Source organism: Acetobacter tropicalis (genome assembly GCF_030644465.1).
In the GTDB taxonomy this organism is placed as follows: domain Bacteria; phylum Pseudomonadota; class Alphaproteobacteria; order Acetobacterales; family Acetobacteraceae; genus Acetobacter; species Acetobacter tropicalis.
The window spans coordinates 2,769,668-2,782,512 of the sequence record NZ_JAUYUW010000001.1 but is presented as its reverse complement, the minus strand read 5'-3'; the positions used below and the strand labels follow the sequence as shown (position 1 = coordinate 2,782,512).

Annotated in this window: 14 protein-coding genes and 1 tRNA gene; 9 read left to right on the top strand and 6 right to left on the bottom strand. The window is 55.5% G+C overall.

Going from position 1 to position 12,845, the window contains the following annotated elements:
• Positions 1-36 precede the first annotated feature (36 nt).
• The gene (locus QWU00_RS12655; RefSeq protein WP_052051150.1) at positions 37-558 is read left to right on the top strand and encodes a DUF3574 domain-containing protein; all 522 of its coding nucleotides are present in this window, start codon (positions 37-39) and stop codon (positions 556-558) included.
• A 124-nt stretch (positions 559-682) separates the two neighbouring features.
• Here the strand turns inward: QWU00_RS12655 and guaA are convergent, their stop codons facing one another.
• Positions 683-2,284: a glutamine-hydrolyzing GMP synthase gene (gene guaA, locus QWU00_RS12650; protein ID WP_035377893.1), complete on the bottom strand. Its 1,602-nt coding sequence runs from the start codon at positions 2,282-2,284 to the stop codon at positions 683-685.
• A 221-nt stretch (positions 2,285-2,505) separates the two neighbouring features.
• Between guaA and QWU00_RS12645 the strand changes: the two genes are divergently transcribed.
• Positions 2,506-2,973 (top strand): hypothetical protein, encoded by a 468-nt coding sequence (locus tag QWU00_RS12645; RefSeq protein ID WP_035377891.1) that lies wholly within the window; start codon positions 2,506-2,508, stop codon positions 2,971-2,973.
• 74 nt (positions 2,974-3,047) lie between these two features.
• Positions 3,048-3,124: transfer RNA gene (locus QWU00_RS12640), tRNA-Arg, on the top strand.
• Here the strand turns inward: QWU00_RS12640 and QWU00_RS12635 are convergent.
• Positions 3,095-3,277 (bottom strand): hypothetical protein, encoded by a 183-nt coding sequence (locus QWU00_RS12635; RefSeq protein ID WP_081938936.1) that lies wholly within the window; start codon positions 3,275-3,277, stop codon positions 3,095-3,097. The genes QWU00_RS12640 and QWU00_RS12635 overlap by 30 nt on opposite strands.
• 84 nt (positions 3,278-3,361) lie before the next feature.
• On the opposite strand from QWU00_RS12635, the gene QWU00_RS12630 reads away from it, so the two are divergent.
• The 3 genes from QWU00_RS12630 to QWU00_RS12620 all read left to right on the top strand — a co-directional run bounded on the left by QWU00_RS12630 (position 3,362) and on the right by QWU00_RS12620 (position 5,331).
• Positions 3,362-3,775 (top strand): hypothetical protein, encoded by a 414-nt coding sequence (locus tag QWU00_RS12630; protein ID WP_035377887.1) that lies wholly within the window; start codon positions 3,362-3,364, stop codon positions 3,773-3,775.
• A gap of 97 nt (positions 3,776-3,872) precedes the next feature.
• Positions 3,873-4,274 (top strand): Ivy family c-type lysozyme inhibitor, encoded by a 402-nt coding sequence (locus QWU00_RS12625; RefSeq protein ID WP_231551572.1) that lies wholly within the window; start codon positions 3,873-3,875, stop codon positions 4,272-4,274.
• A 13-nt stretch (positions 4,275-4,287) separates the two neighbouring features.
• Complete coding sequence (locus QWU00_RS12620; RefSeq protein ID WP_035377885.1) at positions 4,288-5,331, top strand: MBL fold metallo-hydrolase; 1,044 nt, start codon at positions 4,288-4,290, stop codon at positions 5,329-5,331.
• A gap of 69 nt (positions 5,332-5,400) precedes the next feature.
• Here the strand turns inward: QWU00_RS12620 and QWU00_RS12615 are convergent, their stop codons facing one another.
• Positions 5,401-6,801 (bottom strand): lytic transglycosylase domain-containing protein, encoded by a 1,401-nt coding sequence (locus QWU00_RS12615; RefSeq protein WP_392388282.1) that lies wholly within the window; start codon positions 6,799-6,801, stop codon positions 5,401-5,403.
• A gap of 213 nt (positions 6,802-7,014) precedes the next feature.
• On the opposite strand from QWU00_RS12615, the gene QWU00_RS12610 reads away from it, so the two are divergent.
• On the top strand, positions 7,015-8,613 hold the full coding sequence (locus tag QWU00_RS12610) for an L-lactate permease (RefSeq protein WP_035377883.1): 1,599 nt from the start codon (positions 7,015-7,017) through the stop codon (positions 8,611-8,613).
• Between the two features lie 158 nt (positions 8,614-8,771).
• Here the strand turns inward: QWU00_RS12610 and QWU00_RS12605 are convergent, their stop codons facing one another.
• The 3 genes from QWU00_RS12605 to QWU00_RS12595 form a co-directional block, all read right to left on the bottom strand.
• Positions 8,772-9,074, bottom strand: coding sequence for a putative quinol monooxygenase (locus QWU00_RS12605; RefSeq protein WP_035377882.1), 303 nt, complete (start codon positions 9,072-9,074; stop codon positions 8,772-8,774).
• A gap of 135 nt (positions 9,075-9,209) precedes the next feature.
• Positions 9,210-10,112 (bottom strand): TPM domain-containing protein, encoded by a 903-nt coding sequence (locus QWU00_RS12600; RefSeq protein WP_035377881.1) that lies wholly within the window; start codon positions 10,110-10,112, stop codon positions 9,210-9,212.
• Positions 10,113-10,139: 27 nt separating this feature from the next.
• Complete coding sequence (locus tag QWU00_RS12595; RefSeq protein WP_035378161.1) at positions 10,140-10,733, bottom strand: LemA family protein; 594 nt, start codon at positions 10,731-10,733, stop codon at positions 10,140-10,142.
• Between the two features lie 240 nt (positions 10,734-10,973).
• Between QWU00_RS12595 and rfaD the strand changes: the two genes are divergently transcribed.
• Entirely contained in the window at positions 10,974-11,954 is a 981-nt protein-coding gene (gene rfaD / locus QWU00_RS12590) for an ADP-glyceromanno-heptose 6-epimerase (protein ID WP_035377880.1), read from the top strand.
• Positions 11,955-11,995: 41 nt separating this feature from the next.
• Positions 11,996-12,841, top strand: coding sequence for a prolipoprotein diacylglyceryl transferase (gene lgt / locus QWU00_RS12585; protein WP_035377878.1), 846 nt, complete (start codon positions 11,996-11,998; stop codon positions 12,839-12,841).
• Positions 12,842-12,845: the final 4 nt, after the last annotated feature.

Here is a 12,845-nt window from a genome sequence, read left to right as displayed (position 1 = left end):
CTTCCTCATCTTCTGGCAGGGAGCGTCATGTTAGTCATGTTGAGCGCCTGTGCCGAGGAAAACGCTCAGCATGACCCTGCACCGCATAATCCCCATCACACACTCTCCACGCAACTTGGCGGACATTCTTTTCATCCCTCCAACACCGCACCAGACGTTTTTTCTGCCACGCACGAAAACGTTGAGCAGGAGAGCCAAGCACGCTCTACTGTCTGCTCTGCCCTGAAAGCTGAGCCCACGCTGACACTTACCCTGATGTTTGGGCTAAAACGTCCTCAGGGGGCGGATATTACGCAGCACGAATGGCAGGAGTTTGTAAAAACTACCATCACCCCGCGCTTCCCGTCCGGTCTCTCCATTCTTCCAGTTGAAGGGCAGTGGCAGGACAGAGTGACAGGAAAAATTGGCCAGGAACCTTCCCGCTTTGTTCTAATCTCCGCGCCCGTTTCCACTCCAAACCTGTCTCAAAACATCGCGGAAATCCGGTCCAGTTATCAGCACCGTTTTAATCAGCAAGCCGTGGGCGTGACAATCACACCTTCCTGCTCGGCCTTTTAGCTACAATGGCCTAAGCCTGACCGAAAACCAAAAACGGCTTGCCAGATTTTTCATCCAGCAAGCCGCCTGAAATATGGGCATCAGACCAGACTGCCATAGACAGTCTGGATCTGCGTGGATGCTCTTATTCCCACTCAATCGTGCCAGGCGGTTTGGACGTAATGTCATACGTAACGCGGTTAATACCGCGCACTTCGTTGACAATACGGCTGGATACCCGATTCAGGAAGCTCATATCAAATGGATAAACATCAGCCGTCATGCCATCCGTGCTGGTTACGGCACGAAGGGCGCAAGCCTGGTCATATGTGCGGCCATCCCCCATCACGCCCACTGTTCTTACAGGCAGCAACACGGCAAATGCCTGCCAGATGGCATCATACAGCCCTGCCGCACGGATTTCTTCCAGAAAGACGGAATCCACACGCCGGAGCAGATCCAGCTTTTCACGCGTGATGTTGCCCGGAATCCGGATAGCAAGCCCCGGCCCAGGGAAGGGGTGCCGCCCGACGATGGTTTCAGGAATATCAAGTTCGCGGCCCAGTTCGCGCACTTCATCCTTGAACAGTTCACGCAGGGGTTCCACCAGTTGCATGTTCATGCGTTCCGGCAGGCCGCCCACATTATGATGGGATTTGATGGTGACGGACGGACCACCCGTAAAGCTGACGCTTTCAATCACGTCCGGATAAAGCGTGCCCTGCGCCAGGAACTGCGCGCCACCCAGTTTGACAGCTTCTTCTTCAAACACTTCCACAAACAGGCGACCAATGGTCTTGCGTTTGATTTCAGGGTCTGTCACGCCATCCAGCGCGTTCAGGAACAGATCAGACGCATCCCGGTGCACAAGCTGAATGTTGAAACGGCCACGGAAGGTTTCTACCACTTCCTCGGCTTCACCCGCGCGCAGCATGCCATGATCAACAAAAATGCAGGTAAGCTGGTCGCCTATGGCTTCATGGATCAGCACGGCTGCCACGGACGAATCCACGCCGCCGGAAAGACCGCAGATAACGCGGCCACTGCCCACCTGTTCACGGATGCGGGCTATTTCCATGTCGCGGAAACCGGCCATGGTCCAGGTGCCAGTGCAGCCTGCTACATTATGAGTGAAGTTCCGCAGCAATGCGGCACCGTGCGGCGTATGCACAACTTCCGGGTGGAACTGCACACCATACAGGCGGCGGCCTTCATCAGCGATCACGGCGAACGGTGCGCCTTCACTTACCGCCACAATACGGAAACCGGGGGGCAGTTCCGTTACACGGTCCCCATGGCTCATCCATACCTGTTCACGGCCGCCACGCGCCCATGCGCCACGGAACAGAGCACAATCTTCCACAATATCAACAAAAGCCCGCCCGAATTCACGGTGGTCAGAGCTTTCAACCTGGCCGCCCAGTTGCAGGCACATAGCCTGCTGGCCGTAACAGATGCCCAGAACCGGAATGGCCATTTCAAACACCACTTCTGGAATACGGGGGGCATCTGGGCTGATAACGCTGGCCGGACCACCAGAAAGAATAATGCCGCGCGGCGCAAAGGCCCGAATACGCTCAGCATCTGCGGTAAAAGGCCAGATTTCGCAATACACGCCACTCTCACGCACGCGGCGGGCAATAAGCTGTGTCACCTGACTGCCAAAATCCAGAATCAGAATACGGTCCTGATGCAGAGTTTCATCCAGTTTGGCGGTGGCAGCGGGCATGGTGTTCTCAACAGGCATGAGCTACTGGTCTTTCTGGTCAGCGCCTGAACGGCTTTTCAGGTAAAAAACAACCGCCCTAGCGCAAGGCAGTTGCGTGCTAAACAGCGGATATAAAGCGGCGCAGGCGTGCCGTCACCCTATAAATAAGCATTTCGCCTGCCAATCAGCCTTCCTGCCCTGGCGGTGGCGCGTCTTGCGCCACGGGCGCTTCCGCCTCACATCATAGCCACAACAGGAGTGTGTTCATGATAACAGATGCGTCCAAACACCGTTCTCCCTTGGCCCGTAGCCGGAAATCCTTTGCCGCCCTGACCACCGGCCTTACGGTGGTCGCGGCCCTGTGCGGCGCAGCAGCACCAGCGGCAGATGATCCCTATGGAGACTGGGTCGGCATTCTGGTGAAGGACCAGGGCCATAATTGCCCGGTCAACGGCACATCCCTACTCCAGATCCAGCCCAAACGCATGATTTTCACGCCAGAGATGGGGTCACTGGTTCTGCGTGGCAAACCAGACAAGGCAAAGCAGCATTATCATGCCCAGCTTGTGATGGAAGACGCAAACCACAAGCCGCTCCCCATGGTTTTTGAAGCGCATCCGGTGGGGGACACGTTTGAAGGCGTGTACGGCACGCCAGAATGCCGAGCCCATATCACGCTGAAAAGGCCGGAAAGCCGCAGCTGGAAAAACTTCCTCGGGAACGACTGATAAAAAAAATCATAAAAATTTCAAAAGGGGGGTTGCCAGCCCCCCCATATCTCGACTAGAAACCGCCTCACGGCGCACCCGTAGCTCAACTGGATAGAGCACCAGACTACGAATCTGGGGGTTAGAGGTTCGAGTCCTTTCGGGTGCGCCAGAATTTTTTCGCAAAATTCAAAAACGGCGTTTCAGGCAGACATTCTTCAATAATGTCTCCTTCCGCAGCAGACTGATCTATATTGTCAGCCTTCTGCCTATCGCTATCTCCAAAATGAAAATCTGGACGGAATATTTGCCGCATCCGCTCCATTGGGCATACTCTCCCACAATGTGGGCTGGAGACCTGTTTTCCTGAGCCCGGTTGCCTGATGTGAATGGAAGTTATCGCACCCTGATGAGACAGAAAGCAGTGGTATGCACCGTGGCATGCCTGCTCCTGACCAACTGCCACAGCCTTGCCCACAAAGCCCGGACAGAGCTTATCGGCCTGACCCGCCCAGAACTTCTTTCCTGCGCAGGCGTTCCTGATGCTGACGAAACACGGGACGGTCAGGAAGTGCTTGTATGGAAACAGGATCAGAATGTGGATGGCGGTGTTTCTGTCAGCACCCCATTCCTGATTGGGGTCTCCATAGCAGGCCGTGGCACATGCCATTTTGTGGCAACCCTGCGCGACGGAAAAGTCAGCCGGGTTTCCTACACCGGACCATCCCAGACACTGTACGGCCCCCTCGCCGCCTGTGAACCCCTGATCAGGGACTGCGAGAAATATGCACGAACAGAAGGTGCCTCAGCGGTTTCCCAATAACGAGCCAGATCTTCCTTACTCGCTCACTCTTCCTATAATGCAGAATATGTTTCTGTACGTAGAAAGAGAGCCTGGACCAGAAATGAAAGAGAACCCGGTGCGACCCATTATAATTAGCCTCCTCACGCTTTGCCTCGCTACACCAGCCCTCGCGCAAAATGGCACTTACACAACAGAACTGGCACATAGTCCAAAATTCGCCAAAGCCTATCAGGAAATGACACATCTTCCCGCATGGGTAACAGGCACGGATGCGGTTTCCGTTCCCACCAAATCCATCACGCTCGCTGGTCATTCCTATATTGTGGGGCATGTATGCAAACCTCATGATTGCGGTGACAATCAACTGGAGATTGTCTTTTCTGACAATGGAAAAGCCGCATGGGGTCTTCTTTCACGCGTTTACGGTAAAACCGTGTATCAGATGCCTTTAGGTGAGCCCGATGCTACCATTCTGGATGCCCTGCAGGCCTCCTACCGCGCCAACAATCCCAACTGAAACAAACCTATCCATGTCTTTTACAAAAAGCATTTTCTGCGCGCTCCTTGCTGCCATTGCAGGACATGCTTTTTGGGCACAGCCGGGCCGGGCAGAAGGCAACACCTCTCGAGCAGCCCCCTCACAGAACGGGTTTGATATTCTGGTTTTAGGCGCACGTGGTGGAGTGCAGGACGGTAATCTTTCTGCCTACATGATTATGCCGTATGGGGACCATCATGCCATCATGTGTGATGCAGGAACCCTTGTGAACGGACTGAATGTTTCTGACCACCTTGGAAAATTGACTGATTTTTCTGTAGAAAACACAACACCCCTTACGCCAACAGGCTATATGCTGCATCATGTTATTCAGGGCTATCTGATCAGCCACGCTCATCTTGATCATATTGCAGGTCTTGCCATCAGTGCGCCTGATGATACGCCCAAGCCCCTTTATGCGCTTCAATCCACTGTGGATGATCTAAGCCACTCAGTATTCAACTGGCGCATATGGCCTAATTTTGCAGATCAAGGTAGCGCCCCGTTTCTGAAAACCTATACCTATCACCCATTGATACCCGCCCAGCCCCTCCCCCTGCAAAATACCGCCATGGAAGTCACAGCATGGCCACTTAGCCATGGTCCGGTAATCTCCACAGCATTCCTGATAAAATCAGGATCAAACGCGCTCCTATATTTGGGTGATACAGGGCCGGACTCCGTAGAAAACACACATCGGCTCAAAACACTCTGGCATGCTGTGGCGCCGGATGTTCAGAACCATCAGTTAAAAGCCATCATTATAGAATCCTCTTATGATAACAGCCGGCCAGACAAGACTCTTTTTGGACATATGACACCCAGATGGGTGTTAAAAAGCCTGCATGATCTGGCTCAGGAAACGGGTAAGGCCACCAGCCTTCAGGGGCTTACGGTGTTGATCAGCCATATCAAATACACCTTGACCACAGGCAAGAAGATACAGGACACCATCAGACGGGAACTGGATGCAGAGAACGATCTGGGGGTGAAATTTGTGATTGCAGAACAGGGGCTACGCCTACACGTACAATAAAAACAGCGGAATTTTCCAACTCTGTGTGCAACTTTCATTTCAAAAATGGTGTTTAGCAGCCGGGATTATTTAACTTTTTCTAACCGGAATACATGGAACAGACTGAGCTTGCAGGATCTGGCACACTCCAGAGGCTCCCTGCGTATTTTCGGCAACCAATTGTGCTCGATAAAAGGATTTTCCTGAAACCGAGACAGAAGCTACCTTGGGTGTCGCTCTTAAGGCCCGTGCAGCAAGCACCCGCGTGCCATGATCTGCAACCCGCCGGGCCTCCGCATAGGAGGAAAATGCCCCCACCTGCACCATTGCCCCGGTTCCCGTTCTTGGCATGCTGGCAACAGAAAAATCCGTTTTCTGCCTTGCGTGAGGCAAAGTCAGCGTATGCACGGGCCGACCCGCTGCGTCAAAACTGGTTTTTTGCGCAGCCCCGTAAGGTGCTATCGCAACAGCAGGCTGAAGGCGCGCTGCGGCTTCATGCTTTTCAAATGCCAGAGTAGCAGGGTGCCCACCTGCACCTATATTGTGCGAGGACGGTGTAAGCGATGCCATCTGAACCTGCGCCCTTTCGGCCTGCGTGGGAAAAACAGCCGGATCTGTCACAGTCTCTGAAGCAACCTGCACGGGTGAAACCTCGGGAGTACTCGTATCGGGCACAGGATCAGGATGAGGGATATCCCTGTCCATCAGGCATGGGCCTGTTGGATCATACGCAGCATTAGGATCACGCAGGCATCCGTCGGCAGTGCGTGTCAGGTCAGCGCGGGCATAAAAGGCATCAGGCTCGGTGCTCGTCGCACCTGTTTCAGTTGCCGGTACCGGAGCCCACCGGCCTCTTACTGCCACACCTCCGCCAAGATTAGGCGTAATGGCCGCAACATAGTTCACTGTTTCATCTGGCAACGGACGGCCAGAATTCAGATAAGCATCCACTCTGTCCGGCCCGGCATTATAGGCTGCCAGAAAACCCGGTGCCCCGTATCGGTCATACATCTGGCGGATATAAGCCGCCCCGGCCCGAATATTGTCTCTCGGATCATACGGGTCTGAGCCCAGACCATACTGGCTTTGCAAATCTGCGTAGGTGGCGGGCATGAGCTGCATCAACCCCATAGCCCCCGCACCCGATGTTGTCAGTCCGCCGTTAAGATACTGTTTACCACCCGATTCCTGATGCATGACGGCCCTGATCCATGTCTCTGGAATGGAAAAACGCCGGGCCGACTCCTGAATATACGGCCCCCACGGATCACTGGCCGGACCGGGTGCGCGATATGTTGGGGAGGATGGACGCGCCACAAAGCCTCTGGACGCCCACGCTTGCGAAACCGACTGATACAAACTGTAAGACGCAGCATGTCCGGAAGCAGGTAATACAGAGGCTCCTACGCTCATCAGGGCGACCAGCGCACACGCACGCCGTCCATCGCTCTGTAGGCGAGCCTGCCGTCTTTGCTTGTTACCCCTGCGCATTGCCATACACCATTGTCTGCCTCCGCCCCGTGCGGGCCATACACTGTTGCCGCATATCTTTCCGGCAAATTTTCGGCAGCCTGCACAGTTGGCGCACCCCCTAAGCTGTAAGCCTCATCACACATAAACGTGACGTTACCTTTAGTGCATACCAGCCATTATACTGTGCGACCTTCCTCTTGCAGGAAGCAACAATGACTTGAAGAGCCGCTCATGTTCACCCAGCCTCTTGCGCCTGTTGGGAACAATCTTGTTCTCTCTTTTCTTCTTGCCGCCTCACCTATTATCATCACCCTTATTCTGATGGGCGTTCTACGCCGTCCGGCATGGCAGGCCACGCTGGGGGGGCTGATTGTTGGCCTCATCATGGCCATTGCTGTGTGGGGAATTCCCTCCTCGCTAGCTTTTGCAAGCGTCAGCAACGGTATGGTATTTTCCATTCTCCCTGTCATGTGGATCGCGCTCAGCGCCCTGTTCCTGTTCAACATCGCTATCCAGACAGGCCGTTTTGACGCCTTCCGAATGTGGATCATCACCCACCTTCCTAATGACAGACGCATCATGCTGGTGGTTCTGGGCTTCTGTTTCAGCGCCGCGCTGGAAGGGGTTGCCGGGTTTGGCACACCGGTTGCCATTACCAGCGCCCTGCTGATCATGCTGGGATTTCCTGCGCTGGAAGCGCTGACCTATGTGCTGATTTTCAATTCCGCGCCGGTCGCTTTTGGCGGATTGGGCATCCCCATTACCGTTCTGGCGTCCATTACCGGTCTGCCCGCCACAACGCTCGGCAGCACAATCGGCCTGCAACTTGCTCCTTTTGCCTGCCTGATTCCGTTCTACGTGATGGTGCTTTACGCAGGCTGGCGCTCCGTCAAGCAGTTGTGGCCTGTTCTGCTGATTGCCGGCAGCAGTTTTGCCATCACCATGGTCGTGGTTTCCACATGGATCACCTACAGCCTCAGCAACGTGCTTTCTTCCAGCATTTCGCTGGTTGTCACCATTCTTTTCCTCAAAGTCTGGCAACCTGCACCGGACCCCGCCTATGCCATTGATGAAACCTTTCTGGCGCAGGCTCCTGTTCAGAAGGGAAACTGGAACGGCCCGCACTGGCAGGGCTGGATTCCGTGGATTATCGTTATTCTGGTCGTAATTGTATGGGATTCCCTGCACATCGCCAAAATTGGTGCAACGCCGGTCCATTGGCCGGGGCTGGATCAGCAGGTCTTCATTTCGCTCTACCAGAAGCCTTACGCTGCCGTATGGAATTTTGAACCTCTGGGCACCGGCACCGCAATTCTGGTTTCCGCGTTGCTGACAGCTCTGGTGACCGGCATTTCCCCGCAAAAATTCTGGGCTGCGCTCAAAACAACGGCCAGGCAGGGCTGGCTTGCCGTCATTACCGTAGCGCTCACCATCGGGCTGGCCTTCCTGATGAACTACTCCGGCATGACGTACACACTTGGTTACGCCGTTGCCTCTACAGGTGTGCTGTTCCCGTTTGTGTCTGTTTTTCTGGGATGGATTGCCGTTTTCCTCACGGGCAGCGATACGTCGGGCAATGCTCTGTTCGGCAATTTGCAGGTTGCCGCCGCCCACCAGCTTTCTCTGGACCCCGTGCTGTTTGCATCCGCCAACTCTTCCGGCGGGGTGATGGGCAAAATGATTTCACCCCAGAACATCACCACTGGCGTAGCTGTCACCTCCCTTAAAGGACAGGAAGGGGTGGTGCTGGCCCGCACCTTCAAGCACAGTATTTTCCTTACCCTGCTGATGGGCCTTGTGGTGGTGTTCCAGCAATACGTCCTGCGCTAACACTGCCTTGAGCCTTACGGCACGGCGATAAAAACGCACAAAAAAAAACCGGGTGGGCCATATGGCCCACCCGGTTTTTTTCTTATTAGCCTTCAGTCTGCAACCCCATGGCCGGAGGCTCTTGCCTGTCCTGTGGGGCTACCTCCTTTATTTTGTTTTTATTCAGCTACCAAAGGCTGGAGAATACGCACTGAAAGCGGCTCTGCCACCTTGTCCTTCAGGCTTTCAGCCAGCACCTTGAAATGGGGCGTTTCCATATGCGCCTGCAAGGCAGCACGGCTGGCCCATTTTTCAATAAAAATAAAGGTCTGCGGGTCATCCAGATCACGGTTGGGAACGTACTGGATGTTGGTTGCTTCTGCGCGTGACTCTGGAACACAGGCCGCCATGGCATCCGCCACACTTTTTTCCTGCCCCTTTTTGGCTTTTACAACAGCCACCACAGTAATTTCCTCAGACATCCTTTTCCCCTGTTTAGAGAGACTGCGTGAACCATCGTGCAGCAGCCTATTCTGCTGGCTTTTCACACAGCCTCATAGTCAGTTAGCAAGCGCATCCTACGGAAAGGCGGAGCGGATCACCACCGCACTGTGCTCTCACCAGCTATCCCGTGCGCCGCCCCCGCCGGAATCCCCTCCGCCGGGCCGGAATGGATCAGATGGCCCACTGCCTCCTCCACCGCCGCCACGGCGACCTCCTCCGCTTTGCAAAAACGCAGAGAGAAGATTGAGCCCTATATTCAACGCCAGAGACCAACCCGGGCTGGGTTGACGGTTTTCCGGCGGCACATATCCACCCGGATACCGCATGGCCCGCTTTCTGGCGCGGCGCATCATGATGAAGGGCAGCACAACAAACAGGCCCATCACCACAACCAGCCCCACAAGCGCTTCCACCGCATCTGTTGACGGATCAACCTGCGATGCCGCACTCACACTGGCAGGGTTGGACGGTTCGGCATGGACCAGAATATCTGCCAGCGCATCCACTATTCCGTTCAGCGCCTGCGCATACTGGCCCGCTTGAAGGGCTGGGCGTGCGGCGCGGAGAATGTCGGAACTCTGAAGGTCCGTCAGAACGCCTTCCAGTCCGTATCCCACTTCTATGCGGGACTGACGGTCCGGAATATCCAGAACAATCAGAACACCATTATCTTCGCCCTTGCGGCCCAACCCCGTGGCGTGGAAGGCCTCATTCGCATAGCTGTCAATGTCATCCACATGCCCCGGCAGAGAGACGGCAATCTGCGGATGACCGGGAAGTGTCTGGGAGAGAGAAAACAGCTTGTGGGTCAACGCCTCCACATCCTGCGCGGAGAGCACCTGCTGCGGATCATTCACCCATTGGCTTAATGGAGCGGCGTCCTGCGCCTGTGCAGGCAGCAAGGACAAAGCCCCCGCTACCGAGAGAACGCACAGCGCCAGAGCAACGCGGAACACGCCGCATAGAATACGCACAGGCCGGAGCACGGCATCACGGAATATAGAAACCTGCAACATGGCCTGCGCCCTACTGAACAGCACGGATCAGTGCTTGGAGAAATCAACCACCGGCGGTGTCTGCGCTGCCGGAGAAGCTTCATAATAAACGCGGGTATGGTAGCCCAGAATGCCAGCCAGCAGATTACCGGGGAACCGCGCTACTGTCTGGTTATAGGCCAGAATGGCCTGTTGCAGCCGCTGGCGTGCAACGGTAATGCGGTTCTGTGAGCCTTCAAGCTGCACCATCAGGCGGGTAAAATCCTGATTGGCCTGCAACTGGGGGGACTGTTCCACCACAGCGTTGATGGCCTTGATTTCCTGTGCGTTCCGGGTCTGGGCCTCCAGAATTTTTTCCTGCAGGGTTTTGTCATCCACAGTGCGCGGATCAATCTTGTTCAGCGCGGTCTCACCCGTGCGGGCCCCCGCATAATCTGTCAGCGTGTCATGCTCATGCGTGGCATAGCCCTTTACCGTATTCACCAGATTGGGAATCAGGTCAGACTGGCGCTGCACTTCGTTCTGCAACTGCCCCATCTGTTCCTGCACGCGCTGATCCGCGCTCATGAACCGGTTATAACTTGTTCCAAATATAAAAATCAGACCGACGATGAGAATCGCGGGAACAAGAAGCTTCTTCATCAAGAAATCCTTTAGAAACGGATGGAGTGCCCCAGATACCAGAGCCATTCAAAACCCTGTGGAGGCCCCATTACGCCCCTCATTAAGACAAACCCGGCTCAAAAGCCCCCAAATTCTGCATTTCCCGCCCTATTGGCGCGTTTTGATGCAGCCACACCACAAAAGCCATAGATAGCAAAAAGCCCTCTATGGCCCTTGTCGGGTTGGAGGCTGAGGCTGAGGCCTTTATACTCTGCTTCCATGATTATCATTACCGGTGGCGCCGGTTTCATTGGCTCCTGTCTTCAAGCTGCCCTTACCAAACGCGGGCTGGATACTCTTGTGGTGGATTGGCTGGGGTCCGACCTGAAATGGCGGAATCTGGCGCGGCATGCTCCTGCCCGACTCATCCCGCCGGAAGAACTTGACGCTTTTCTGGAGACCAACCCCAAAGTGGACGCGGTCTTCCATATGGGAGCGATCAGTGAAACCACCGCGCGGGATGCGGATCTGGTGTGGCGCACCAACATCGCCCTTTCCCGCCGCCTCTGGCACTGGTGTGCGCGCAATAACACCCGCTTCATCTATGCCTCCTCCGCTGCCACCTATGGCGCGGCAGACAGACCGGAACTGTTTTCGGATGACCCCGCCAAGCTGAACACGCTTGAACCGCTGAACCTGTACGGGTGGTCCAAGCATGTCTTTGACCAACACGTCATGAAAGCACTGAAGCAGCGCGCTCCACGGCCTCCGCAATGGGCGGGGCTGAAGTTCTTCAACGTTTATGGCCCTAACGAATACCACAAAGGCAAGATGATCTCTGTGGTGAAGGTAAAGTATGATGAAGTGATGGCCGGAAACCCGGCCCGCCTTTTCCGCTCTGATCGCCCGGACATTGCCAATGGTGCGCAGGCGCGTGATTTCATCTGGGTGGAAGATGTGGTGAAGGTCATGCTCTGGCTGTATGATAACCCCGCCGTTTGCGGCCTGTTCAACTGTGGCAGCGGCACGGCGCGCACCTATCTGGATCTGGCCCACGCTGTGTGTGATGCGGCAGGCGTTGCCCGCAAAGTGGAGTTCATAGACATGCCGGAAAGTCTGCGCGGACAGTATCAGTCCTACACACAGGCGGACCTTACGCGCCTGCGCGCTGCAGGCTATACGGAGGCGTTTACCCCCCTTGAAGAGGGAATCCGCCGGTACGTGCAGAACTATCTGGTCACCGGCAATCCATACCTGTAACGCCTGCCCTTCCTCCTCAGCCCTACTGGATCATCCTCTGCATGCTGCCTGTTCTTCTCTTTCCCCAGTTTGACCCTGTACTGGTGCATCTGGGGCCGCTTACCATCCGCTGGTATGCTCTATCCTATATTGCAGGCATCGTGCTGGGCATCGCCCTGCTTCGGCGGCTCGTCAGGCTGGCGCCCCGAGCCGGCACAGCAGAACAGGCTGATGATTTTCTAGGGTGGGTCACCCTTGGCGTGCTGTTGGGCGGACGGCTGGGCTATATCCTTTTCTACCAGCCGGGCTATTACCTCACGCATCCTCTCGCCATTCTCAAAGTCTGGCAGGGTGGCATGTCTTTCCATGGTGGGGCGCTTGGCGTGATTATCGCCATGGCGCTGTTTACCTGGTACAATCGCATCAATTTTCTTGCCTTTGCTGACCGCGTTACGGTGGCCGTACCAATCGGGCTGGGGCTGGGCCGGATTGCCAACTTCATCAATGGCGAACTCTGGGGGCGGGAAGCGCCAGCCAGCTTGCCTTGGGCCATGATTTTTCCGGATGCCGGGGGCATTCCCCGCCATCCCTCCGAACTGTATGAAGCGCTGACAGAAGGCCTGCTGCTGTTTCTGGTCATGTTCGCGGCTTCTCGCAAACAGAGCCTGCGCGAACGCCCCGGCTTTCTGGCCGGGCTGTTTCTTGTGGGTTACGGCTGTGCCCGCAGTTTCTGCGAATTTTTCCGTGAGCCAGATTCCTTTCTCGGCTTCCTGCCGGGCGGGCTGACCATGGGGCAATTACTGTGCATTCCCATGATTATCGCTGGTGGTGCGCTGATCCTGCATGCCCGCCGCAGCCCCGTTTATGCAGGTTTGCCGCTTACGGATGCTGAAACCGCTGAATCCTGAGACT